19 protein-coding genes are annotated in these 24198 nt (G+C 70.5%); 15 read left to right on the top strand and 4 right to left on the bottom strand.

Features of this window, described 5'->3' with window-relative positions; genetic code table 11:
* The first annotated feature begins 95 nt into the window (after positions 1–95).
* From ACFWSK_RS06955 to mutM, 5 genes are all read left to right on the top strand, one after another.
* Entirely contained in the window at positions 96–1202 is a 1107-nt protein-coding gene (locus tag ACFWSK_RS06955; RefSeq protein ID WP_383782814.1) for an ATP synthase F0 subunit B, read from the top strand.
* Between the two features lie 204 nt (positions 1203–1406).
* Positions 1407–2015: a YceD family protein gene (locus ACFWSK_RS06950; protein WP_383782931.1), complete on the top strand. Its 609-nt coding sequence runs from the start codon at positions 1407–1409 to the stop codon at positions 2013–2015.
* A 2-nt stretch (positions 2016–2017) separates the two neighbouring features.
* On the top strand, positions 2018–2191 hold the full coding sequence (gene rpmF / locus ACFWSK_RS06945; RefSeq protein ID WP_003965982.1) for a 50S ribosomal protein L32: 174 nt from the start codon (positions 2018–2020) through the stop codon (positions 2189–2191).
* A 19-nt stretch (positions 2192–2210) separates the two neighbouring features.
* Positions 2211–3038: a ribonuclease III gene (gene rnc, locus ACFWSK_RS06940; protein WP_383782812.1), complete on the top strand. Its 828-nt coding sequence runs from the start codon at positions 2211–2213 to the stop codon at positions 3036–3038.
* Positions 3039–3121: 83 nt separating this feature from the next.
* Positions 3122–3988 (top strand): bifunctional DNA-formamidopyrimidine glycosylase/DNA-(apurinic or apyrimidinic site) lyase, encoded by an 867-nt coding sequence (gene mutM / locus ACFWSK_RS06935; protein WP_383782810.1) that lies wholly within the window; start codon positions 3122–3124, stop codon positions 3986–3988.
* A 135-nt stretch (positions 3989–4123) separates the two neighbouring features.
* Here the strand turns inward: mutM and ACFWSK_RS06930 are convergent, their stop codons facing one another.
* Positions 4124–4999: a CAP domain-containing protein gene (locus ACFWSK_RS06930; protein ID WP_383782808.1), complete on the bottom strand. Its 876-nt coding sequence runs from the start codon at positions 4997–4999 to the stop codon at positions 4124–4126.
* A gap of 155 nt (positions 5000–5154) precedes the next feature.
* Between ACFWSK_RS06930 and ACFWSK_RS06925 the strand changes: the two genes are divergently transcribed.
* The 4 genes from ACFWSK_RS06925 to ACFWSK_RS06910 all read left to right on the top strand — a co-directional run bounded on the left by ACFWSK_RS06925 (position 5155) and on the right by ACFWSK_RS06910 (position 11580).
* Entirely contained in the window at positions 5155–5436 is a 282-nt protein-coding gene (locus ACFWSK_RS06925; RefSeq protein ID WP_383782806.1) for an acylphosphatase, read from the top strand.
* Between the two features lie 436 nt (positions 5437–5872).
* A complete protein-coding gene (locus ACFWSK_RS06920) occupies positions 5873–6085 on the top strand; it encodes a hypothetical protein (RefSeq protein ID WP_018551753.1) in 213 nt (70 codons plus the stop codon).
* Between the two features lie 290 nt (positions 6086–6375).
* Positions 6376–9957, top strand: coding sequence for a chromosome segregation protein SMC (smc, locus tag ACFWSK_RS06915; RefSeq protein ID WP_383782804.1), 3582 nt, complete (start codon positions 6376–6378; stop codon positions 9955–9957).
* A 204-nt stretch (positions 9958–10161) separates the two neighbouring features.
* The gene (locus ACFWSK_RS06910; protein WP_383782802.1) at positions 10162–11580 is read left to right on the top strand and encodes a sugar porter family MFS transporter; all 1419 of its coding nucleotides are present in this window, start codon (positions 10162–10164) and stop codon (positions 11578–11580) included.
* A 40-nt stretch (positions 11581–11620) separates the two neighbouring features.
* Here ACFWSK_RS06910 and ACFWSK_RS06905 read toward each other — a convergent pair whose 3' ends face one another.
* A complete protein-coding gene (locus ACFWSK_RS06905; protein ID WP_383782799.1) occupies positions 11621–12604 on the bottom strand; it encodes an LLM class flavin-dependent oxidoreductase in 984 nt (327 codons plus the stop codon).
* Positions 12605–12816: 212 nt separating this feature from the next.
* Here ACFWSK_RS06905 and ftsY point away from each other — a divergent pair, with 212 nt between their 5' ends.
* Positions 12817–14019: a signal recognition particle-docking protein FtsY gene (gene ftsY, locus ACFWSK_RS06900; RefSeq protein ID WP_383782797.1), complete on the top strand. Its 1203-nt coding sequence runs from the start codon at positions 12817–12819 to the stop codon at positions 14017–14019.
* 81 nt (positions 14020–14100) lie between these two features.
* Here the strand turns inward: ftsY and ACFWSK_RS06895 are convergent, their stop codons facing one another.
* Complete coding sequence (locus ACFWSK_RS06895; protein ID WP_383782795.1) at positions 14101–14748, bottom strand: bifunctional DNA primase/polymerase; 648 nt, start codon at positions 14746–14748, stop codon at positions 14101–14103.
* A gap of 425 nt (positions 14749–15173) precedes the next feature.
* Between ACFWSK_RS06895 and ACFWSK_RS06890 the strand changes: the two genes are divergently transcribed.
* From ACFWSK_RS06890 to ffh, 5 genes are all read left to right on the top strand, one after another.
* Positions 15174–16649 carry a hypothetical protein gene (locus ACFWSK_RS06890; RefSeq protein ID WP_383782793.1) on the top strand — a complete coding sequence of 492 codons (1476 nt, stop codon included), beginning with the start codon at positions 15174–15176 and terminating at the stop codon, positions 16647–16649.
* 343 nt (positions 16650–16992) lie between these two features.
* Complete coding sequence (locus tag ACFWSK_RS06885) at positions 16993–18342, top strand: ammonium transporter (protein WP_383782791.1); 1350 nt, start codon at positions 16993–16995, stop codon at positions 18340–18342.
* The gene (locus ACFWSK_RS06880) at positions 18339–18677 is read left to right on the top strand and encodes a P-II family nitrogen regulator (RefSeq protein ID WP_136330688.1); all 339 of its coding nucleotides are present in this window, start codon (positions 18339–18341) and stop codon (positions 18675–18677) included. The genes ACFWSK_RS06885 and ACFWSK_RS06880 overlap by 4 nt, the downstream gene beginning before the upstream one ends.
* A gap of 28 nt (positions 18678–18705) precedes the next feature.
* A complete protein-coding gene (locus ACFWSK_RS06875) occupies positions 18706–21156 on the top strand; it encodes a [protein-PII] uridylyltransferase (protein WP_383782789.1) in 2451 nt (816 codons plus the stop codon).
* Between the two features lie 166 nt (positions 21157–21322).
* Positions 21323–22870 carry a signal recognition particle protein gene (gene ffh, locus ACFWSK_RS06870; RefSeq protein WP_383782787.1) on the top strand — a complete coding sequence of 516 codons (1548 nt, stop codon included), beginning with the start codon at positions 21323–21325 and terminating at the stop codon, positions 22868–22870.
* Between the two features lie 73 nt (positions 22871–22943).
* Here ffh and ACFWSK_RS06865 read toward each other — a convergent pair whose 3' ends face one another.
* A complete protein-coding gene (locus ACFWSK_RS06865; protein ID WP_383782785.1) occupies positions 22944–23813 on the bottom strand; it encodes a methyltransferase domain-containing protein in 870 nt (289 codons plus the stop codon).
* Positions 23814–24198: the final 385 nt, after the last annotated feature.

Here is a 24198-nt window from a genome sequence, read left to right as displayed (position 1 = left end):
CGCTGACCGTCCGTCACCAGGTGTCGGACGGGAGCCGACTGGCCTTACAGTCGTCCCGTCCGTCTCCAACAGCAGCAGAGAGTGGCGAGCACACGGTGGACGTGCAGAAGAAGCTCGACGAGATCGTCGCGGCGGTAGGGAACGCCCGGTCCATGCCCATGTCGGCGTCGTGCGTGGTCAACCGCGCCGAGCTGCTCGCCATGCTCGAAGAGGTACGCGAGGCCCTGCCCGGCTCCCTCGCCCACGCCCAGGAGCTCATCGGCGGCCGTGAGCAGCTGGTCGAGCAGGCCCGCCAGGAGGCCGAGCGGATCATCGAGTCCGCCCACGCCCAGCGCGGCTCGCTGATCTCCGACACGGAGATCGCCCGCCGGTCCCAGGACGAGGCCGACCGTATCCTCTCGGAGGCCCGCAGGGACGCCGAAGAGGTCAGGGCCGAGGCCGACGAGTACGTCGACAGCAAGCTCGCCAACTTCGAGGTCGTCCTCACCAAGACCATCGGCTCCGTCGACCGGGGCCGCGAGAAGCTCCTCGGCCGTGGTCAGGGCTACGACGGCCAGGGCTACGAGGACCCCGACTTCGCCGAGGCGCCGGAACGCAGCGCCGATCCGGAGACGCTCCAGCGGCGGGCGGACGAGTACGTCGACACGAAGCTCGGCGCCTTCGAGGCCGTACTCGCCAAGACCCTGGAAGCGGTCGGCCGCGGGCGCCAGAAGCTGCACGGCCGGGTCGCCACCGACGACCTCGGGGCTCACATGGCCGCCCAGGACGCGGCGGGCAACCAGGTGCGCACCAGCGACGAGGACCACTGGGCCGGCCTGGCCGAGCTCTCCACGCCGGAGCCCGTGTCCCAGCAGTCGCACTTCCAGGCCCCGGCGCAGCCGGACTTCCCGGTCCAGACACAGCCGGACTTCCCGGTCCAGGCGCAGCCCGAGCCGCAGTACGCGCAGACGTACGCGTACCAGGACCAGCCCGTCCAGCAGGACGCCTACGGATACCAACAGCAGCCCGACCCGTACGCCGGCTACGCGCAGCAGGGCTACGACCCGAACCAGGGGCAGCCCCAGCAGCAGGAGTACAGCTGGCCGCAGCAGCCCTCCCAGCCCCCGGCGCAGCAGGGTGAGAGCGCACTGGACGAGACCAGCCTCTTCGACACGAGCATGATCGACCTGGAGCAGCTGCGCCGCTACGAACAGGGGCGCTGACCGGGCGGTCCGGACCGCCCGGGACCCGATTGGGTGCTGGGCGGTGCGTCCAGTATCCTGGCTATTCGGTCGCGCCTATGTCCGCGATCCCGGCTGCCCGCTTCTCATCCGAAGCCGGGACAGCCTTCCCCGGAGCAGCGCGATGCACATGACTCGAAAGCAGGAAAAGCCCTGAACGGCCACCTCGACCACCGCAACCCTCTCGTGTTCGATACGCGCGAGCTGGGTCGGCGTCCTGGTGCCCTCAAGCGGCTGACCCGCTCGGTGGAGGCACCCAAGGACCTGGGTATCGACGGAGTCATCGGTGTGCCGGAAGGCGCACCCCTGGCGCTCGACCTCCGCCTTGAGTCGGTCATGGAAGGGGTGCTTGTCACAGGCACCGCCCGTGCGACGGCCGAAGCGGAGTGCGTAAGGTGTCTGGAGCCGCTGAGCCGAGAGGTTTCGGCGGACTTCCAGGAGATGTTCTCGTACCCTGACGCCGATGACCGGGGCCGCAGCAGGACTGCGGAGCCGGTCGACGACGCCGAGGACGACGAGGACAGGTTCTTCCTCGAGGACGGCTTGTTCGACCTCGAGTCAGTGCTGCGTGACGCGGTGGTGCTCGCACTGCCGCTGCAGCCGGTGTGCAAGGAGACCTGTGCCGGTCTGTGTTCCGAATGCGGAATCAGGCTGGACGAGAATCCCGGCCACCACCACGATGCCGTCGATATTCGTTGGGCGGCACTGCAAGGACTCGCCGAGACCGTTCAGGACGGCGAGAAGGACAACATGGGCGGCGCCGAAGCAGGCGTCGACGAGAAGCAGGAGAAGTAGCCGTGGCTGTTCCGAAGCGGAAGATGTCGCGCAGCAACACGCGCCACCGCCGGTCGCAGTGGAAGGCTGCGGTCCCCACCCTGGTTTCGTGCGAGCGTTGCCAGGAGCCGAAGCTCCAGCACATTGCGTGCCCGAGCTGCGGCACCTACAACAAGCGCCAGGTCCTCGAGGTCTGAGCGGCTGGTGAGAGGCCCGATGTCTGAGTTGTCCAGCGCCAAGAAGCAGGCAGACAACGTCAACACAGCCTCGTCCCACACGCTTCTGGAAGGGCGGCTCGGGTATCACCTCGAGTCCGCCCTTCTGGTGCGTGCACTGACCCACCGTTCGTACGCATACGAGAACGGCGGTCTGCCCACCAACGAGCGTCTCGAATTCCTCGGGGATTCGGTGCTCGGCCTGGTGGTCACGGACACGCTGTACCGGACCCACCCCGACCTGCCCGAAGGCCAGCTGGCCAAGTTGCGGGCCGCGGTGGTCAACTCACGTGCACTTGCGGAAGTGGGCCGCGGCCTCGAACTCGGCTCCTTCATCCGGCTCGGCCGCGGTGAAGAGGGCACGGGTGGCCGGGACAAGGCTTCCATCCTCGCCGACACACTGGAAGCAGTGATCGGTGCCGTCTATCTCGACCAGGGCCTCGGCGTGGCCTCGGAGCTGGTTCACCGGCTCTTCGACCCGCTGATCGACAGGTCCTCCAACCTCGGCGCCGGCCTGGACTGGAAAACCAGCCTCCAGGAGCTCACCGCGAGCGAGAGCCTCGGAGTTCCCGAGTACCTCGTCACGGAGACCGGCCCGGATCACGAGAAGACCTTTACTGCTGCTGCTCGCGTCGGTGGTGTCTCGTACGGCACCGGCACCGGCCGTAGCAAGAAGGAAGCGGAGCAACAGGCGGCGGAGTCCGCCTGGCGCGAGATCAGCGCCGACGCTGAAGCGCGACGGGCAGCGGCCAAGGCCGCCGCCGACGCAGGGGTCGCCGTCACCCCTGACGAACCGTCGTCGCCGAACACGGACGTCGCTCCGGCCTGAACCATGAGGAAGCCCCTCGGTGCCTGGTGCACCGGGGGGTTTTCCCTGTCCCGCACCGCCCAGATCTCCCCAGGAGCGTCACCGTGCCCGAGCTGCCCGAGGTCGAAGTCGTACGGCGGGGTCTGGAGCGCTGGGTCGCCGGGCGCACCGTCGGCGCGGTGGAGGTCCTGCATCCGCGTGCGGTCCGCAGGCACCTCGCGGGCGGGCCCGACTTCGCGGCGCGGCTGCACGGAATCCGCTTCGGCACGGCCATGCGCCGCGGCAAGTACCTCTGGGTGCCGCTCGACGACATGACGTTCTCCCTCCTGGGACACCTGGGGATGAGCGGCCAGTTGCTCGTACAGCCGCAGGACGCACCCGACGAGAAGCACCTGCGGATCAGGATCGTGTTCGACGACGCCCTCGGCACCGAGCTGCGCTTCGTCGACCAGCGGACCTTCGGCGGTCTCTCGCTGCACGAGAACAGTCCGGACGGACTGCCCGACGTCATCGCGCACATCGCCCGCGACCCCCTCGACCCGGCCTTCGACGACGCGGCGTTCCACACGGCCCTGCGGCTGCGCCGCACCACGGTCAAGCGCGCACTGCTCGACCAGACGCTGATCAGCGGCGTCGGCAACATCTACGCGGACGAGTCCCTGTGGCGGTCCCGGCTGCACTACGAGCGGCCCACCGCGACGCTCACGCGCCCCGCGACGACCGCACTGCTCGGCCACGTCCGGGACGTCATGAACGAGGCACTCGCACAGGGCGGCACCAGCTTCGACAGTCTCTACGTGAACGTGAACGGCGAGTCCGGCTACTTCGACCGGTCACTGGACGCGTACGGACGAGAGGGCGAGCCGTGCCACCGCTGCGGTACGCCGATCCGCCGCCGGGCCTGGATGAACCGCTCCAGCTACTACTGCCCGCGCTGTCAGCGGCCGCCGCGCGTCCAGCTCGTGTCGTAGTGCCCACGGGCTTGGCACCACCGGGCAGGGAACGGCCCTCATCCTCACAGGACCCAGGGCGCCCAGGGTGAGAACAGCGCACTCCGTGCGGGTGGCGCGGGTCGCGGCGCGGGCCCCGGGCCCGGCGCCGACTTCTCAGAAGCCGAAGTCCTGCGTCCACCAGGGGCCGCCGGAGCCGAAGTGGACGCCGACTCCGAGCGTCTTGTAATCGCAGTTGAGAATGTTCGCCCGGTGGCCGTCGCTGTTCATCCAGCCGTCCATCACGGCCTGTGCGCCGGCCTGGCCGCGGGCGATGTTCTCGCCGCCGAGCCCCAGCACGCCCGCCTTCGCCGCACGGTCCCACGGGGTCGTCCCGTCGGGGTCGGTGTGGGCGAAGAAGCCGCGTGCGGCCATGTCCTCGCTGAAGTCCTGTGCGAGGGAGGTCAGCCCGCGGGACGCGGCGACCGGGCTGCAGCCGACCTTCGCGCGTTCCTGGTTGACGAGGGAGAGCACGGCGGCGCGGGCGGACTCGGTCGCGTCGGTGTCCGGGGCCGAGGGCTTGGGAGCCGGTGCGGCGGACGAGGTCTTCGGTGCGGCCGGGGTCTTGGCGGCCGGTGCGGTGCTCGTCTTCGTCCCGGTCTTCTTCGCGGGCGCCTTCGTCGGCTGCCTCGTCGGCTGCTTCGACTCCTTGGCGCTCTTCGAAGGGGTCGCGGCCGGCTTGCTGGGCTCGGCGGACTTCGAGGAAGCCGAGGTGGAGGGGGCCGCGGGGCGCTCACTGGAGCGGCTCGTCCCGGTGGAGGCCGAGGCGCGGTCCGTCGGCGAGGCCGTCGTACCGCCCTGCGTCAGGAGGTCGGGCGCACCGCCGGAGCGGATCTGGTCCGCCGCGGAGCCGCTGCCGCGTATGTCGAAGGAGTCACCGCCGGGCAGCAGACCGGAGGTGACGGCGACCGCACCGACGGCCATGGCCGCCGAGACGCCGAGGAGACCCGTGCGTACGGGTATCGAGGCCCGCTTCTTGCCGTGGCGTCCCATGCGCTGTGCCTTCCATGTGCTCCGGACGCCCTCGCGGCGTCACCGTGACTCTCACAAGCCTCACCCGTTCGGGTGAGACTATTGCGACCGGACTGTACGCCATGACGAAAAGGGGCGACGTGCTCCGTGAGCAATTGGCCAGTTAGCGTTCGGGTATGAACGAAGATGCACGACTCGTTGTTTGGGTACGCGGCCGAGTACAGCAAGTAGGGTTCCGCTGGTTCACCAGGGCAAACGCTTTGGAGATCGGTGGTCTCCGCGGCTTCGCACTCAATCTCGATGACGGCAGGGTGCAGGTGGTGGCCGAGGGACCACGTGAGAATTGCCACCGGCTGCTGGACTGGTTGCGGTCCGACGACACACCCGGCCACGTGGATGGCGTGACTGAGATCTGGGACACCCCGCGCGGTGGATACGACGGATTCGCAATCCGCTGAACGGGAGTCGGGGATCAGGCCCCGTTCCGCTCCGTATTCGAGGTGCGGCGAGGCGTGACCGGAGTCCCTCTCAGGGCGGCGCACCCGAAATGACCTGCGAATTGACGCGTCGGCCGGTGATGGTTGCCAAGAGCGGGCCGACATGCCAGGCTGCGGCGGTAACGAAGATCCTCCCGTCCGCCTGGGCCCCGCAGGAGAGTCGCGCCGCATGATCCACAGGCCGCGCACCCCCGGGACGCCCGCCTCTGCAGGGTGTGATCGTGTTGACCGTCAAACTTTTTGGTGAGACGCTGAAAACCCCGCGCACCTTAGCTGTTGGCAGAGCTGTTTGGCAGCAGAACCGCAGTGGTGACAGAGCACTGCCAGCACCGCGGGTGCGATTCCCTCACGACCCACACCGCTTCGGTCGGTCACTCAGTGTGGAGGACCATCCATCATGGCAAAGGCGCTTCTCGGTTACGTCGGCGGTTCCGACCCGCGACTCCTCGCCGAGATGCGACGGCTCCAGCAGCGCGTCCAGGACCTGGAATCCGAGCTTGTCCGGATTCAGGACGAAAACGACGCGCTCAACGCCGCCGCTCAGCACCAGGAGTCGTTGCTCGACAGCATCGACATCGACGTACCCCAGGCGGAGCCCGCGCTGACCTGACCGGTACCCCGTCGGGGCCGGCCGGGCTGCATAGGGCAGCCGCCTGAGTTCAACACAAGAATGCCTTCGTCACGGATCGTCGTCCCTGGTCATCGAGGTTGCTCGTGAAACCGGTCGGCCTCGGTCCGTAGGGCAGGGCTGATCAAGTCCAGGGGACGCTTCGGCGTCCCTTTTTCTTGCCCCCAGTGATTCCCCCCGGTCCGCCCCGGGCGTACAGCCCTTCGCTTACCGTCTGATGTGCCCTGCACCTCCATCAGCGAAACCGAGAGTGAAAGGTAGAGTCCGGCGGCGTGCACCTCAAGGCCCTGACCCTGCGTGGTTTCAAATCATTCGCCTCCGCCACGACCCTGCGGTTCGAGCCCGGGATCACCTGTGTCGTCGGACCCAATGGGTCCGGCAAATCCAATGTGGTGGATGCGCTCTCCTGGGTCATGGGTGAGCAGGGAGCCAAATCCCTGCGCGGCGGCAAGATGGAAGACGTGATCTTCGCCGGCACCACCGGCCGGCCTCCGCTCGGGCGTGCCGAAGTCTCGCTGACCATTGACAATTCCGATGGCGCGCTGCCGATCGAGTACGCGGAAGTCACCATCACGCGGATCATGTTCCGCAACGGCGGCAGCGAATACCAGATCAATGGCGACACCTGCCGGCTCCTCGACATTCAGGAACTCCTCTCCGACTCCGGAATCGGCCGTGAGATGCATGTCATCGTCGGTCAGGGGCGGCTGGACTCCGTGCTCCACGCCGATCCGATGGGGCGGCGCGCATTCATCGAAGAAGCCGCGGGTGTGCTCAAGCACCGCAAGCGCAAAGAGAAGGCGCTGCGGAAACTGGAGGCGATGGGAGCCAACCTGGCCCGGGTCCAGGACCTCACAGGCGAGCTGAGGCGGCAGCTGAAGCCGCTCGGCCGGCAGGCCGCCGTTGCCCGGCGAGCCGCGGTCATCCAGGCCGACCTCCGTGATTCCCGGCTGCGCCTCCTCGCCGACGACCTGGTGCGGCTGAACGAGGCGCTGCGCACCGAGATCGCCGACGAGGCGGCTCTCAGGCAGCGCCGGGAGGCGGCCGAGGCGGACCTGAAGGCCGCCCTGGGGCGCGAGGCGGAGCTGGAGGACGAGGTACGGCGGCTGGCGCCGCGGCTCCAGCGGGCCCAGCAGACCTGGTACGAGCTGTCGCAGCTGGCCGAGCGGGTCCGGGGCACGATCTCGCTCGCCGACGCCCGGGTGAAGAGCGCCACCGAGGCGCCCGACGACGAGCGGCGCGGGCAGGGCTTCAGGGACCCGGAGAGCATGGAGCGCGAGGCCGCCCGGATTCGCGAGCAGGAGGCCGAGCTGACCGCCGCGCTGGAGGCGGCGGAGCACGCCCTGGAGGACACCACCGCGCACCGGGCGGACCTGGAGCGGGAGCTGGCGGCCGAGGAGCGCAGGCTCAAGGACGCGGCCCGGGCCATCGCCGACCGGCGGGAGGGCCTGGCCCGGCTGCGCGGTCAGGTCAACGCAGCCCGCAGCCGGGCCGGTTCGGCCCAGTCCGAGATCGACCGGCTGGCCGCCTCCCGGGACGAGGCCGGCGACCGTGCCGTCGCCGCCCAGGAGGAGTACGAACAGCTCAAGGCCGAGGTGGACGGCCTGGACGCCGACGACGCGGAGCTGGGGGAGCGGCACGACGCGGCCAAGCGGGAACTGGCCGGGGCGGAGGCCGCGCACGGTGCGGCCCGGGAGGCCGCCACCGCGGCGGAACGGAAACGGGCGGCGCTGGCCGCCCGCCATGAGGCGCTGTCGCTGGGGCTGCGCCGCAAGGACGGCACGGGCGCGTTGCTGGACGCGCAGAACCGGCCGGCCGGGCTGGTCGGCCCGGCCGCCGAGCTGCTCACCGTGGTGCCGGGGTACGAGGTCGCCGTGGCGGCGGCCCTGGGCGCTGCGGCCGACGCGATCGCGGCCACGGACCCGGCCACGGCCGCGGACGCGATCAGGCTGCTGCGCAAGCAGGACGCGGGACGCGCGGCGCTGCTGCTCGGCGCGGAGCCCCGGTCGCGGGACGCCGAGGTGGAGGACGGTTCCGGCACCGATGTGGGCCGGGCGCCCGCTGTCGCGGATCTGGTGCGCGGGCCGGCCGGGCTGATGGACGCCGTACGGCGGCTGGTGCGGGACATGGTGGTCGTCGGCACGCTGGAGGACGCCGAGGATCTGGTCGCCGCTCACCCCGGACTGATTGCCGTGACCGGTGAGGGCGATGTGCTGGGTGCCCATTTCGCGCACGGCGGTTCGGCCGGGGCGCCCAGCCTCCTCGAAGTGCAGGCATCGGTCGACGAGGCCGCCGCCGAGCTGACGGAGCTGGCCGTACGGTGCGAGGAGCTCGCCGCCGCCCAGCAGCTCGCGGGGGAGCGGCGGCGTGGCTGCGCCACCCTCGTCGAGGAGCTGGGGGAGCGCCGCCGGGCGGCCGAGCGGGAGAAGTCCGGGGTCGCCCAGCAGCTCGGCCGGCTCGCCGGGCAGGCCCGTGGCGCCGCGGGGGAGGCGGAGCGCACGACCGCTGCCGCGGCCCGTGCCCAGGAGGCGTTGGAGCGGGCGGCCGAGGAGGCCGAGGAACTGGCCGAACGGCTGCTGGTCGCCGAGGAGACCCCGGTCGAGGAGGAGCCCGACACCTCCGTGCGTGACCGGCTCGCCGCCGACGGGGCCAACGCCCGCCAGACCGAGATGGAGGCCCGCCTCCAGGCCCGCACCCACGAGGAACGGGTCAAGGCACTCGCCGGTCGTGCCGATTCCCTCGACCGGGGCGCTCGCGCCGAGCGAGAGGCCCGCGCCCGTGCCGAACAGCGCCGCGCCCGGCTGCGCCACGAGGCCGAGGTCGCCTCGGCGGTGGCCTCCGGCGCGCGCCAACTGCTCGCACACGTGGAGGTGTCCGTCGTCCGCGCGGAGGAGGAGCGGGCGTCGGCCGAGGCCGCGAAGGCCGAGCGCGAACGGGGTCTGGCCGCCGAGCGCGGCCGGGGCCGCGCGCTCAAGGACGAGCTGGACAAGCTGACCGACTCCGTCCACCGCGGGGAGGTGCTGGGCGCCGAGAAGCGGCTGCGGATCGAGCAGCTGGAGGCGAAGGCCCTGGAGGAGCTGGGGGTGGAGCCGGCCGGACTGGCCGCCGAGTACGGCCCCGACCAGCTGGTGCCGCCGTCCCCGGCTGCCGAGGGCGAGGAGCTGCCGGACGATCCGGAGCACCCGCGTAACCGGCCGCAGCCCTTCGTGAGGGCCGAGCAGGAGAAGCGGCTCAAGGCCGCCGAACGGGCGTATCAGCAACTCGGGAAGGTGAATCCGCTCGCTCTCGAGGAGTTCTCCGCCCTGGAGGAGCGGCACAACTTCCTCTCCGAGCAGCTTGAAGACCTGAAGAAGACCCGGGCCGATCTGATGCAGGTGATCAAGGAGGTCGACGAGCGGGTCGAGCAGGTGTTCACCGAGGCGTTCCGGGACACCGCCCGCGAGTTCGAGGGCGTCTTCTCGCGGCTCTTCCCGGGCGGTGAGGGGCGGCTGATCCTGACCGACCCGGACAACATGCTGACGACGGGTCTGGATGTCGAGGCGCGTCCGCCGGGCAAGAAGGTCAAGCGGCTTTCCCTGCTCTCGGGCGGCGAGCGGTCGCTGACGGCCGTGGCCCTGCTGGTATCGATCTTCAAGGCCAGGCCCAGTCCCTTCTATGTGATGGACGAGGTCGAGGCCGCGCTAGACGACACCAACCTGCAGCGGCTGATCCGGATCATGGAAGAGCTCCAGGAGAGCTCGCAGCTCATCGTGATCACGCATCAGAAGCGGACGATGGAGGTCGCCGACGCGCTGTACGGCGTCTCCATGCAGGGTGACGGCGTCTCCAAGGTGATCAGCCAGCGTCTTCGCTGACCTTTACGCAATCGTCACGACTCCAACGTGCCTTTTTGGCGTTCCTGGGTAGTGGAACTTCACCCGGCGTTTGACTTCGAGACTTGAACGCATAGTCTCTGCAACGTCGTTTTTACCTTCAAGTGGTGGCGCCGGGAAAGTTGTGTGCCACTAGGAGAGCTCGCCCCCCACGCCTGACGTAGCGGCCAGGCATCAGGAGTTCATGTGACCAGCACAGCGAACGGACCGGCGTCCGGGGCCCGAGAGGCTCATCCGGACCACCTCGGCCATGTCATCTTCATTACGGCAGCCGCAGCGATGGGCGGCTTCCTCTTCGGATACGACAGCTCAGTGATCAACGGCGCGGTGGAAGCGATCCGTGACCGGTACGACATCGGCTCCGGGACGCTCGCCCAGGTCATCGCCATCGCCCTGATCGGCTGTGCGATCGGTGCCGCGACGGCGGGACGCATCGCGGACCGGATCGGGCGCATCCGGTGCATGCAGATCTCCGCGGTGCTGTTCACCGCCAGTGCCATCGGCTCGGCACTGCCGTTCTCGCTCCTCGACCTGGCGCTGTGGCGCGTGGTCGGCGGCTTCGCCATCGGTATGGCCTCGGTGATCGGACCCGCGTACATCGCCGAGGTCTCGCCCCCCGCCTACCGCGGCCGGCTCGGTTCCTTCCAGCAGGCGGCCATCGTCATCGGCATCGCCATCTCGCAGCTGGTCAACTACGGCATCCTCCAGATCGCCGACGGCGACCAGCGCGGCGAGATCGGCGGCCTCGAAGCCTGGCAGTGGATGCTCGGCGTGATGGTCGTGCCCGCCGTCCTGTACGGACTGCTCTCGTTCGCGATCCCCGAGTCGCCGCGGTTCCTGATCTCCGTCGGCAAGAAGGGCCGGGCCAGGGAGATCCTGGCCGAGGTCGAGGGCGCGCACGTGGACCTCGACGCACGGGTGGCCGAGATCGAGACCGCCATGCGCCGTGAGCACAAGTCGAGCTTCAAGGACCTGCTCGGCAGCCGCTTCGGTTTCCTGCCGATCGTCTGGGTCGGCATCGGGCTCTCGGTCTTCCAGCAGCTCGTCGGCATCAACGTGGCGTTCTACTACTCGGCGACGCTGTGGCAGTCCGTCGGCATCGACCCGACCGACTCGTTCTTCTACTCGTTCACCACGTCGATCATCAACATCATCGGCACGGTGATCGCGATGGTCCTGGTTGACCGCGTGGGACGCAGGCCGCTCGCCCTGGTCGGCTCCTGCGGTATGGCGATCGCGCTGGCCTTCGAGGCGTGGGCGTTCTCCGCGGATCTGGTCGACGGCAAGCTGCCCAACACCCAGGGTGTCGTCGCGCTGATCGCGGCCCACGTCTTCGTGCTCTTCTTCGCCCTGTCGTGGGGTGTCGTCGTCTGGGTCTTCCTCGGCGAGATGTTCCCGAACCGGATCAGGGCCGCGGCCCTCGGCGTCGCCGCATCCGCGCAGTGGATCGCCAACTGGGCGATCACCGCGAGCTTCCCGAGCCTCGCCGACTGGAACCTCTCCGGTACCTACATCATCTACACCTTCTTCGCCGTGCTCTCGATCCCCTTCGTGCTCAAGTTCGTGAAGGAGACCAAGGGCAAGGCGCTGGAGGAGATGGGCTGATCCCCGCTGCCCCTCTCCTCGAACAGAGGACTGCCCCGGTTCAGCCCTGCTGAGCCGGGGCAGTCCCGCTTCCCGCCACCTCGCAGAACAGCCGCAGGCTGCGCCACCCCTCCTCGACGGGCATCCCGCCGCACAGCGGATGCAGCACCAGGCTGTCGGCGTCCAGCTCCGTGCACTGCTGCGGCGTGAGGACCCGGTACACGCCCTCGGCGCGCAGCTCCTCCACCGTCGTCGCCGCCGAGCGCACGGCCGAGCGGATGTCCTTGGACTGCCAGGAGGCGTACGTACGCGCCTCGTGCAGGAAGTGCTCGCCGTAGTGCGCCCAGGTCCGGTCCGGGTCCTCGGAGAGGTGCAGCAGCGCTGTCTTCGCGCCCGGCATCATGCAGAAGCCCTCGGTCCCGTACTCCGTGCGCTGCTCCTGGTAGTACGCCTCCAGTTCCGGCAGATGCGCACTGGGGAAGAAGGGCAGCCCCAGCCGCGCCGCCCGCCGCGCCGCGGCCCGCGAACTGCCGCCCACGAGGAGCATCGGACGGGGCTGGGTGTACGGGCGGGGGGTGACCCGGACCGTACGCCCCCGGTACGGGAACGGCTCCCCGGTCCACGCCCTCAGCAGCGTCTCCAGCAGCTCGTCCTGGAGTCTGCCGCGCCGCCCCCACTCGACCCCCGCCCGCTCGTACTCCCCGGGCCGGTAGCCGATGCCCGCCACCGTCACGAGCCGGCCGGCGCTCAGCAGGTCGAGGACCGCGATGTCCTCGGCCAGCCGGAGCGGGTCGTGCAGCGGGCCGATGATCGCCGAGACCGTGACCGCGATCCGCCGGGTCGCTCCGAAGACCGCACCCGCGAAGACGAAGGGGGAGGGCAGCCAGGAGTTGTCCGCCCCGTGGTGCTCCTCGGTCTGCACCGTGTCGATGCCGTGCTCGTCCGCGTACCGGGCCATCTCCAGCGCGGCGCGGTAGCGGGCCGAGAGCGTGCCGGGAGTGGCCGCGGGGTCGACGAGATTGAACCGGAGCACTGTGAACGGCATGGCATGTCCCTTCGCCGGATCGGCCTGGCGAGGCGGCACGGTAGCTGACGCAGCGTCAGAAAGGTAGCCCATCGGCTGTCATGCCGCCCGGTGGCGGTGGGGCCCCGCCGCACTGCCCCTTACCGCCAAAAGGTGCATTACGCCCCCTCGTGCGTCCGGGTGGCAGCCGGAGCAGCGCCCCCGTCGCGGCCGTGGCCGATACTGGACGGGTTATGGAAATCGTCATCCTTGCTGTAGTCATCGCCCTGGTCGCGGTCGGCCTGATCAGCGGGCTCGTGGTCAGCAGCCGCAAGAAGAAGCAGCTGCCGCCCTCGCCGCCGTCGAGCACGCCGACCATCACTCCTCCCGCCGAACCCCGTGTCGGCGAGGAAGCCGAGGCGCCGCGCGACGAAGCGCGGCGCACCATCGAGGAGGCCGGTCTCCCGGAAGCGGAGGAAGCCCCGGCCACCGCCGAACCGGAGGCGCCCGCCGCCCCCGCGATCGAAATCCCCGAGCCCACCGCCGGCCGTCTCGTACGGCTGCGCGCCCGGCTCGCCCGCTCCCAGAACTCCCTGGGCAAGGGCCTGCTCACGCTGTTGTCCCGCGACAACCTCGACGAGGACACCTGGGAGGAGATCGAGGACACGCTCCTCACCGCCGACGTCGGTGTCGCTCCCACCCAGGAACTCGTTGAGCGGCTCCGCGAACGGGTCCGCGTCCTTGGCACCCGTACCCCCGAAGAGCTGCGCAAGCTGCTGCGCGAGGAGCTCGTCGCCCTCCTCGGCACCGACTTCGACCGCGCGGTCAGGACGGAGGGCGGCGCCGGGACCCCCGGCGTCGTGATGGTCGTCGGTGTCAACGGCACCGGCAAGACCACCACCACCGGCAAGCTGGCCCGGGTGCTCGTCGCCGACGGCCGCAGCGTCGTGCTCGGCGCGGCCGACACCTTCCGTGCCGCCGCCGCCGATCAGCTCCAGACCTGGGGCGAGCGCGTCGGTGCCCGCACCGTCCGCGGACCCGAGGGTGGCGACCCGGCGTCGATCGCCTACGACGCGGTGAAGGAAGGTATCGCCGAGGGCGCCGATGTCGTGCTCATCGACACCGCGGGCCGTCTGCACACCAAGACCGGTCTGATGGACGAGCTCGGCAAGGTCAAGCGGGTCGTCGAGAAGCACGGGCCGCTCGACGAGATCCTGCTCGTCCTGGACGCGACCACCGGACAGAACGGCCTGGTGCAGGCCCGCGTCTTCGCCGAGGTCGTCGACATCACCGGCATCGTGCTCACCAAGCTGGACGGCACCGCCAAGGGCGGCATCGTCATCGCGGTGCAGCGCGAGCTCGGTGTGCCGGTGAAGCTGATCGGTCTCGGTGAGGGTCCCGACGACCTCGCCCCGTTCGAGCCCGAGGCGTTCGTGGACGCGCTGATCGGCGACTGACGTCCCACCGGACCGTCACTCACGGATGAGGGCCGGGCAAGCCGCGTGACGGCTTGCCCGGCCCTCACGCGTACCCGGGTTCTACAGGCGGTGGCAGATGTACGCGAGCGTGCCCAGCACCAGCCGCGCCTGCGGGGGAGTGCCCGCGGTGTCCGGCACCGGCGGGCGTAGCCAGCGGACCGGCCCCAGGCCCCCGAGGTCGGAGGGCGGGGCCGTGATGTGGGAGCCGGGGCCCAGTGCCCGCAGGTCGAGGTCCGCGTCGTCCCAGCCCAGCCGGTAGAGCAGCTCGGGCAGTTCGGCCGCGGCGCCCGGGGCCACGAAGAACTGTGCGCGCCCGGTCGGTGTGGCGGCCACCGGTCCGAGTGGCAGCCCCATGCGCTCCAGCCGCACCAGCGCGCGGCGCCCGGCCGCTTCGGCGACGTCGAGGATGTCGAAGGTGCGGCCGACGGGGAGCAGCATCGCGGCGCCCGGCACCTCGGCCCAGGCTCCCGCGGCGATGTCGAGCGGGGCGCCCGCGGGGACCTCTTCGGCGAAGTCCAGCGGATGCGCGCCCGGGGCGGCACAGGCCGCGTCGCCGCAGGAGCAGACTCCGGCGGAGGCACGCGCGCCCGGGGTCACCGCCCAGCCCCAGAGTCCTGTGTACTCGGCCACCGCTGTGCCCTCGGCCGAACGGCCGCGGCGCCGCGAGCCGGATCGCATCTCACGGATGCCGCCGATCGTGAAGCCCATGCCCCCTCCAACGGGTCCGACTCACCGGTGGTTACGACCCGGAGGCACCGATCCGCCCGCCGTGTCGTCGTCGATCCAATCGTGGTGCGGGTGCCGAGGGGGGTGGTGCGTTCACATTCCGCGCGCCCCCGAGTGCTTCATTCCGCCCGCTGTTGATCGCCGCCTGTCAAGTGAATCGCGACAGCCGCCGGGCGCGTTCATCCGAAGGGGTGGCGAATGGTGGCGTTTCTGTAAGGGCCCTCGCGAGAGGGGTGATCGTAGGATTACCGTCGGTACACGAACCCTGGAAGTATGGGCGCCACGGGTATGCCGGAGGCAACCCGACTTCTTGTGCGAGGGCGTGCAACCTCCGTACGGGCAGCATCGATGCACGGCATTCTGATAGTGGTTCGCGCGACAGGTTTCGGCGGGATGGGGGCGTTCCAGTGAGTGGCAGCGGCGCAGGCGAGACGAATGCCGGAAAGCGCCCCAACGGGCAACTGGGATCATGGTTCGTGCGCAGCGGCTGGTCAAAGGGCGAACTCGCGCGGCAGGTGAACCGGAGGGCGCGTCAGATGGGCGCCCACCACATCAGCACCGACACCTCCCGGGTGCGGCGCTGGCTCGACGGTGAACAACCCCGCGAGCCGATCCCGCGCATTCTCTCCGAACTCTTCTCGGAGCGTTTCGGCGCCGTCGTCGCCGTCGAGGACCTCGGACTGCGTACGGCACACCAGTCGCCCTCCGTGTCCGGCGTCGACCTGCCGTGGGCGGGGCCGCAGACCGTCGCCCTGCTGTCCGAGTTCTCCCGCAGCGACCTGATGCTCGCCCGGCGCGGCTTCCTCGGCTCCTCGCTCGCCCTCGCAGCGGGCCCCGCCCTGATCGAACCCATGCAGCGCTGGCTGGTGCCCGCACCCGCCGCGGGCCCCGCCGAGCCGGAGTCCCCGGCCGCGGCCCGCCGCCCCTCCCGGCTCTCCGGCCCCGAACTCGACCTGCTGGAGTCCACCACGGCGATGTTCCGCCAGTGGGACGCCCAGTGCGGCGGCGGGCTGCGGCGCAAGGCCGTCGTCGGACAGCTCCACGAGGTCACCGACCTGCTGCAGGAGCCGCAGCCCGGGGCCACCGCCACCCGGCTCTTCCGGTGCGCGGCCGAACTGGCCGAGCTGGCGGGCTGGATGAGCTACGACGTCGGTCTCCAGCCCACCGCGCAGAAGTACTTCGTCCTCGCCCTGCACGCCTCCAAGGAGGCCGGCGACAAACCTCTGGGTTCGTACGTGCTCTCCAGCATGAGCCGGCAGATGATCCACCTCGGACGGCCCGACGACGCCCTCGAACTCATCCATCTCGCGCAGTACGGCAGCCGGGACTGCGCCACCGCGCGCACCCAGGCCATGCTGTATGCGATGGAGGCCCGCGCCTACGCCAACATGGGCCAGCCCAGCAAGTGCAAGCGAGCGGTCCGGATGGCCGAGGACACCTTCCTCGACGCCGGACTCGACGGCGAGCCCGAGCCCGACTGGATCAGGTTCTTCTCCGAGGCCGAGCTCAACGGGGAGAACGCCCACTCCTACCGTGACCTGGCCTATGTGGCCGGCCGCAGCCCCACGTACGCCTCCCTGGCCGAGCCCGTCATGGAGCGGGCGGTCGAGCTCTTCGGCGAGGACGACGAGCACCAGCGGTCGTACGCACTGAATCTGATCGGCATGGCCACCGTCCATCTGCTCAAGCGGGAGCCCGAGCAGTCCACCGTGCTCGCCACGCACGCCCTGAGGGTCGCCAGGAAGGTCCGCTCCGAGCGGGTCAACACCCGGCTCCGCAAGACCGTCGACACCGCTGCCAGGGACTTCGGCGATGTCGCCGATGTCGCCAGGCTCACCGAGCTGCTCCACGAGCAGCTGCCGGAGACCGCCGAAGCGGTCTGACCCGGCTCTCTCGCCACCGGCCACGACGACCGTCCCGTACAGCCCGACTCGGCTCCCCCATTGCCAGGTCATCGGGTCGTTGTCGTGGCCGGTTCACGTCCCCGGCCGTTTCAACCGCACCGTATGCGGCACGGGACGCATGGTGGGCAGCGCAGTGCCTACGCCACTCCCGGTTCATTCGGACGTAACACACCGCGCCTCTTCGTCACTGCGGCGAAACACCGTGCAGCATCTGCGGAAACGGCGCTGGGCCAATCTCATGGCGCATAACCGGCCCGCACCTTTTCCCAGTGGCCCCGCACTCTCGCCCGCACGCGGCCGCACCGACGACGAGGAGACGCCGATGCCCCCAGGCATCATGACGCTTGCCGCAGACGCCCCAGAGCTGTCTGCCGCCAATACCGGGTTCATGCTCATCTGCTCGGCCCTGGTGATGCTCATGACTCCGGCCCTGGCCTTCTTCTACGGAGGCATGGTCCGCGTCAAGAGCACCCTCAACATGCTGATGATGAGTTTCATCAGCCTCGGGATCGTCACGATCCTGTGGGTGCTCTACGGATTCAGCATGGCCTTCGGCGCCGACATCGGCTCGGTCGTCGGCTGGTCCTCGGACTACGTCGGTCTCAGCGGGATCGGCGTCAACGAGCTCTGGGACGGCTACACCATCCCGGTCTACGTCTTCGCCGTCTTCCAGCTGATGTTCGCCATCCTCACCCCGGCCCTGATCAGCGGTGCTCTCGCCGACCGGGTCAAGTTCACCTCGTGGGCCCTGTTCATCACGCTCTGGGTCACCATCGTCTACTTCCCGGTCGCGCACTGGGTCTGGGGCGCCGGCGGCTGGCTCTTCGAGATGGGCGTCATCGACTTCGCCGGTGGTACGGCCGTCCACATCAACGCCGGTGCCGCCGCTCTCGGCGTGATCCTCGTCATCGGCAAGCGCGTCGGCTTCAAGAAGGACCCGATGCGGCCGCACAGCCTGCCGCTCGTCATGCTCGGTGCCGGTCTGCTCTGGTTCGGCTGGTTCGGCTTCAACGCCGGCTCGTGGCTGGGCAACGACGACGGCGTCGGCGCGGTCATGTTCGTCAACACGCAGGTCGCCACGGCCGCCGCGATGCTCGCCTGGCTCGGCTACGAGAAGATCCGCCACGGCTCCTTCACCACCCTGGGTGCCGCGTCCGGCGCCGTCGCGGGCCTCGTCGCCATCACCCCGTCCGGCGGTGCGGTCAGCCCGCTCGGCGCGATCGCCGTCGGCGTCATCGCCGGTGTGCTCTGCGCCATGGCGGTCGGCCTGAAGTACAAGTTCGGTTACGACGACTCCCTGGACGTCGTCGGTGTCCACCTCGTCGGCGGCATCGCCGGCTCCCTCCTCGTCGGCTTCTTCGCCACCGGCGGCGTCCAGTCCGACGCCAAGGGCCTCTTCTACGGCGGCGGCCTCGACCAGCTCGGCAAGCAGGCCGTCGGAGTCCTCGCGGTCCTCGCGTACTCTCTGGTCGTCTCCGCGGTCCTGGCCTTCCTCCTGGACAAGACGATCGGGATGCGGGTCCCCGAGGACGACGAGGTCTCCGGCATCGACCAGGTCGAGCACGCCGAGACGGCGTACGACTTCAGTGGCGCCGGCGGCGGCGCCGCCCCGCGCACCACGGCCTCCCAGGACACGACGGCAGCAGCGAAGACGAAGAAGGTGGACGCATGAAGCTCATCACCGCGGTCGTGAAGCCGCACCGGCTCGACGAGATCAAGGAGGCCCTCCAGGCCTTCGGCGTCCAGGGACTCACGGTCACCGAGGCCAGCGGCTACGGGCGCCAGCGCGGACACACCGAGGTCTACCGCGGTGCCGAGTACACCGTCGACCTCGTGCCGAAGATCCGTATCGAGGTACTCGTCGAGGACGAGGACTCCGAACAGCTCATCGACGTCGTCGTCAAGGCCGCCCGCACCGGCAAGATCGGTGACGGAAAGGTCTGGAGCGTGCCGGTCGAGACAGCGATCCGCGTACGGACCGGGGAACGCGGCCCCGACGCGCTCTGAGCGTCCCGCACAACAGAAAGGCAGCTGGGTGACGAGCACCGAAGTGACCACCGACTCCGAAGAATCGGGACCCAGCGGCTACGCGGCGGCCCGGCTGCGCCTCCTCCAGGAGAAGGCGCAGTCCGGGCCGCCGCGCCGTGCCGCACTCGCCGCACTGACCGACGACTGGCTGAGCGCGCTCTTCACCACCGCTGCCGCGGAGACGGGCGTCCGGGGCGCCGCCCTCGTCGCCGTCGGCGGGTACGGCCGCGGCGAGCTCTCCCCGCGCAGTGACCTCGACCTGTTGCTCCTGCACGACGGCAGCGCCGACGCGGGAGCCCTCGCCTCGCTCGCCGACCGGGTCTGGTACCCCGTCTGGGACCTCGGCCTCGCCCTCGACCACTCCGTACGCACCCCTGCCGAAGCCCGGAAGACGGCGGGGGAGGACCTCAAGGTCCAGCTGGGACTGCTCGACGCCCGCCCCGTCGCCGGGGACCTCGGCCTCGCCGCCGGACTGCGCACCGCCATCCTCGCCGACTGGCGCAACCAGGCCCCCAAGCGCCTGCCCGCCCTGGACGAGCTCTGCCGTGAACGGGCCGAGCGCATGGGCGAGCTCCAGTTCCTCCTGGAACCCGACCTGAAGGAAGCCCGCGGCGGCCTGCGCGACGCCACCGCCCTGCGTGCCGTCGCCGCTTCCTGGGTCGCCGACGCCCCCCGCGAAGGGCTCTCCGAGGCCCGCCGCATCCTCCTCGACGCCCGCGACGCCCTCCACCTCACCACCGGCCGCGCGACCGACCGCCTCGCCCTCCAGGAGCAGGACCAGGTCGCCGCCGAACTGGGCCTCCTGGACGCCGACGCGTTGCTCCGCCAGGTCTACGAGGCCGCCCGCACCGTCTCGTACGCCACCGACGTCACCTGGCGCGAGGTCAACCGGGTGCTGCGCGCCCGCTCCGTCCGGCCCCGGCTGCGCGCGATGCTCGGCGGCGGCAAGCCCGCCCCCGACCGCACGCCGCTCGCCGACGGGGTCGTGGAGGCGGACGGCGAGGTCGTCCTCGCCCGCACCGCACGCCCCGAGAAGGACGCCGTCCTCACCCTCCGGGCCGCCGCGGCCGCCGCCGAATCCGGGCTGCCGCTCTCCCGTCACCTCGTACGTCACCTGGCGAGCGCCGCCCGCCCGCTGCCCGTGCCGTGGCCGGCCGAGGCCCGCGAGGAACTGGTCACCCTCCTCGGGGCGGGCGAGGCCACCGTGGGGGTCTGGGAAGCGCTCGAATCGGAAGGGATCATCACCCGGCTGCTGCCGGACTGGGAACGGGTCCACTGCCGCCCGCAGCGCAACCCCGTGCACACCTGGACCGTCGACCGTCACCTCGTCGAGACGGCCGTCCGCGCCTCCACCCTCACCCGCCGCGTCGGACGGCCCGACCTGCTCCTCGTCGCCGCGCTCCTCCACGACATCGGCAAGGGCTGGCCCGGCGACCACTCCGTCGCCGGCGAGGTCATCGCCCGCGACATGGCGGGCCGCATCGGCTTCGACAAACACGACGTGGGCGTCATCGCCACCCTCGTACGCCACCATCTGCTCCTCATCGAGACCGCCACCCGGCGCGACCTCGACGACCCCGCGACGGTCCGTTCGGTCGCCACCGCGGTCGGCTCCACCTCGACCCTGGAGCTCCTGCACGCCCTGACCGAGGCGGACGCCCTCGCGACCGGCCCCGCGGCGTGGAGCACCTGGCGTGCCTCCCTCGTCACCGACCTCGTCAGGCGCGCCGCCGCCGTGCTCGCCGGTGAGGCCCCGCCGGAACCGGAACCGGCCGCGCCCAGCGCCGAACAGGAACGCCTCGCCATCGAGGCCCTGCGCACAGGTGAGCCCGTACTCGCCCTGCACGCCCAGACCGAGATCCCGTCCGAGGACGGCGGACCGGAACCGGTCGGCGTCGAACTCCTCATCGCCCTGCCCGACCGCCCCGGCGTCCTGCCCGCGGCGGCCGGAGTCCTCGCCCTGCACCGCCTCACGGTCCGCGCCGCCGACCTGCGTGCCGTCGAGCTGCCCACCGAGCTCGGCGACAGCGCCGACCTGCTGCTGCTCAGCTGGCGGGTCGCCGCCGAGTACGGATCGCTACCGCAGGCCACCCGGCTCCGCGCCGACCTGGTGCGGGCCCTGGACGGCTCACTGGACATCAGGGCCCGCCTGGCGGAGCGTGAGGCGGCCTATCCACGCCGGCGCGGGGTGAAGGCGCCGCCGCCCCGGGTGACCGTCGCCGCGGCCGGCTCCCAGGTCGCCACGGTGATCGAGGTCCGCGCCCAGGACGCACCGGGGCTGCTGCACCGGATCGGCAGGGCCCTGGAGCAGAGTGCCGTGCGGGTCCGCAGCGCCCATGTCTCGACGCTCGGGGCGAACGCCGTGGACGCGTTCTACGTCACGGACACCAACGGGAATCCGCTTCCCGACGCCCGGGCGGCACAGGTGGCCGGAGAGGTCGAGAAGGCCCTCGGCTGAGGGCCGCCACCCCTCCGCCGGCCGCCCGCCGCTCCGCCCTCCGGAGCGGCGGAGGGGCCCTTGTCCGTCACGAGAAACGGGCGAGGGCTTCGTGTTCTCCGGGGGCCGGATACCCTGGAGGGCGATTGACCTGCCCCGCCCCCGACCCTGAGGACCGACGAGCGCCGTGTTCGATACTCTCTCCGACCGCCTTGCCGCGACTTTCAAGAACCTCAGGGGCAAGGGCCGCTTGTCCGAGGCGGACATCGACGCCACGGCTCGCGAGATCCGTATCGCCCTGCTGGAAGCCGATGTCGCGCTCCCCGTGGTCCGTGCCTTCATCGCCAAGGTCAAGGAGCGGGCGCGCGGCTCCGAGGTCTCCCAGGCCCTGAATCCGGCCCAGCAGGTCGTCAAGATCGTCAACGAGGAGCTCGTCGGCATCCTCGGCGGCGAGACCCGGCGCCTGCGGTTCGCCAAGAACCCGCCCACCGTGATCATGCTGGCGGGCCTCCAGGGTGCCGGTAAGACGACCCTCGCCGGAAAGCTCGGTCTCTGGCTCAAGGGCCAGGGCCACTCCCCGCTGCTCGTCGCCTGTGACCTCCAGCGTCCCAACGCCGTCAACCAGCTCAGCGTCGTCGCCGACCGGGCCGGAGTCGCGGTGTACGCGCCGGAGCCGGGCAACGGCGTCGGTGACCCGGTCAAGGTCGCCAAGGACTCCATCGAGTTCGCCAAGGCCAAGGTCCACGACATCGTCATCGTCGACACCGCGGGCCGTCTCGGTATCGACCAGGAGCTGATGCAGCAGGCCGCGGACATCCGCGACGCCGTCAGCCCCGACGAGATCCTCTTCGTCGTCGACGCGATGATCGGCCAGGACGCGGTCAACACCGCCGAGGCGTTCCGCGACGGCGTCGGCTTCGACGGCGTGGTCCTCTCCAAGCTCGACGGTGACGCCCGCGGCGGCGCCGCCCTGTCGATCGCCCATGTCACGGGCAAGCAGGTCATGTTCGCGTCTAACGGCGAGAAGCTCGAGGACTTCGACGCCTTCCACCCGGACCGCATGGCCTCCCGCATTCTCGACATGGGTGACCTGCTCACCCTGATCGAGCAGGCGGAGAAGACGTTCAGTCAGGAAGAGGCCGCTCAAATGGCCTCCAAGCTGGCGTCGAGCAAGGGCAAGGACTTCACGCTCGACGACTTCCTGGCGCAGATGGAGCAGGTCAGGAAGATGGGCTCCATCTCCAAGCTGCTCGGGATGCTGCCCGGCATGGGGCAGATCAAGGACCAGATCAACAACATCGACGAGCGCGATGTGGACCGCACGGCCGCGATCATCAAGTCGATGACCCCGAAGGAGCGCGCCGAGCCGACGATCATCAACGGCTCCCGCCGGGCCCGTATCGCCAAGGGCTCGGGCGTCGAGGTCTCCGCCGTGAAGAATCTGGTGGAGCGGTTCTTCGAGGCCCGCAAGATGATGTCGAAGATGGCCCAGGGCGGCGGCATGCCGGGGATGCCGGGGATGCCGGGCATGGGCGGCGGCCCCGGCCGTCAGAAGAAGCAGATCAAGCAGGCCAAGGGCAAGCGCAAGAGCGGTAACCCGATGAAGCGCAAGGCCGAGGAGCAGGCAGCGGCGGCCCGCCGCGAGCAGGCGGCCCAGGGCGGCGCGCTGGGCCTGCCGGCCCAGGAGGACAAGAACTTCGAGCTGCCCGACGAGTTCAAGAAGTTCATGGGCTGATCGCCGAGAGACCAGCCGTAAGGGGCGCCCTCCCAAAGAGGGCGCCCCTTACGCATGTCCCGGGTGTACGGAATCAGGAGACGCACACCAGGTAACGGAACACGTTGGGCATCCACACCGTGCCGTCCGGACGGCGGTGCGGATGCAGCGCCTCCGCGACCTCCTTCTCGACCTGGGACCGGTCGGTCGCCCGAACGGCGGAGTCGAAGAGCCCGGTCGACAGCAGGCCGCGCACCGCACTGTCCATATCGGCGTACCCGAACGGGCAGGACACCCGGCCCGAACCGTCCGGCTTCAGCCCGGCACGCGCGGCCACATCCTCCAGATCGTCGCGACGGGCCGCCCGCAGGCCGGCGGACCGCGGCGCGCGGGCCGACTCGGCGAGCCGGGCCGCCACCTGAAGGACCGGCGCGGTCGCGCACCGCTCGGGCGGCCCCCAGCCGGTCAGGATCACGGTGGTGCCCCGGGCGGACAGCCGCACCGCCGCTTCAAGCGCGGGCGAGAGCCCTTCGGAATCACCGGTCACACAGCCGATCGGGTTGAACGCGGTCAGGAGGTTGTACGGGGCCTCGCCCGCCGCCGGAGCGGCGGCCGACGGGGCACCGACGAAGAGCCTCGGCTGCTCCGCGGGCTGATCCAGGCCGCCGTCCCACCCGGCGTCGGGCAGGAGGCGTTCGCGGGCCAGCGCGAGCCGTTCACGGTCGGTGTCGACGCCCGTGACGTGCGCGCCGCGGGCAGCCGCGATCAGCAGCGCCAGCCCGGAGCCGCAGCCGATGGAGAGCATGCGTGTGGCGGCCCCGACTTCGAGCCGCTGGTACACCGCTTCGTACAGCGGTGCCAGCATCCGCTCCTGGATCTCGGCCCAGTCGCGGGCGCGGGTACCGGCGTCCACCGTGGCGGAGGAATCCGCGTACCTGTGGTGCCGGACGAGCGTTGGTGTCATGAAAGCGCCCCAATCCGCCAAGAGGTCGGTCGTGCCCGAGTGGACGGCCCCCCGTGTGCGAAGGCCCGCAGCCCCCGTATGTCAGAGAACTCCGCTTCCGCGGTCTCGTCCAGGGGTTGAATGGCAATGCTTGTGCGCCCCTGTCGTGCACCCCCGCCGACCAGCAGCTCCGGCGGAATGATCCACACGACATCGGGCCCTGCGGGCTCGTGCTCTTCCTCACCCAGTCTTACCCGACACGTGACGCGCAGCACGTCGAGCACTCGACGCCCCGTACGCGGCGGGCTCCGTGCACGGGCCAGGCCGGTGCCCGGGACGTGTGGAACGCCGGGTAGTGTCGCCCTTGTCCCGGCCGACGCCGGCGCATCCCGGAGCCCGTTGGAGC

The sequence above is a fragment of the Streptomyces sp. NPDC058620 genome (genome assembly GCF_042717135.1).
Lineage (GTDB): Bacteria > Actinomycetota > Actinomycetes > Streptomycetales > Streptomycetaceae > Streptomyces.
This window is presented reverse-complemented; position numbering and strand designations above follow the sequence as displayed.

What these genes read in the sequence shown, in the direction of transcription:
- rnc (WP_383782812.1), top strand. Translation starts at nt 2,211, where the DNA reads ATGTCTGAGTTGTCCAGCGCCAAGAAGCAGGCAGACAACGTCAACACA.
- ACFWSK_RS06930 (WP_383782808.1), bottom strand. Translation starts at nt 4,999, where the DNA reads ATGGGACGCCACGGCAAGAAGCGGGCCTCGATACCCGTACGCACGGGT.
- ACFWSK_RS06925 (WP_383782806.1), top strand. Translation starts at nt 5,155, where the DNA reads ATGAACGAAGATGCACGACTCGTTGTTTGGGTACGCGGCCGAGTACAG.
- ACFWSK_RS06920 (WP_018551753.1), top strand. Translation starts at nt 5,873, where the DNA reads ATGGCAAAGGCGCTTCTCGGTTACGTCGGCGGTTCCGACCCGCGACTC.
- ACFWSK_RS06905 (WP_383782799.1), bottom strand. Translation starts at nt 12,604, where the DNA reads ATGCCGTTCACAGTGCTCCGGTTCAATCTCGTCGACCCCGCGGCCACT.
- ftsY (WP_383782797.1), top strand. Translation starts at nt 12,817, where the DNA reads ATGGAAATCGTCATCCTTGCTGTAGTCATCGCCCTGGTCGCGGTCGGC.
- ACFWSK_RS06895 (WP_383782795.1), bottom strand. Translation starts at nt 14,748, where the DNA reads ATGGGCTTCACGATCGGCGGCATCCGTGAGATGCGATCCGGCTCGCGG.
- ACFWSK_RS06885 (WP_383782791.1), top strand. Translation starts at nt 16,993, where the DNA reads ATGCCCCCAGGCATCATGACGCTTGCCGCAGACGCCCCAGAGCTGTCT.
- ACFWSK_RS06880 (WP_136330688.1), top strand. Translation starts at nt 18,339, where the DNA reads ATGAAGCTCATCACCGCGGTCGTGAAGCCGCACCGGCTCGACGAGATC.
- ACFWSK_RS06865 (WP_383782785.1), bottom strand. Translation starts at nt 23,813, where the DNA reads ATGACACCAACGCTCGTCCGGCACCACAGGTACGCGGATTCCTCCGCC.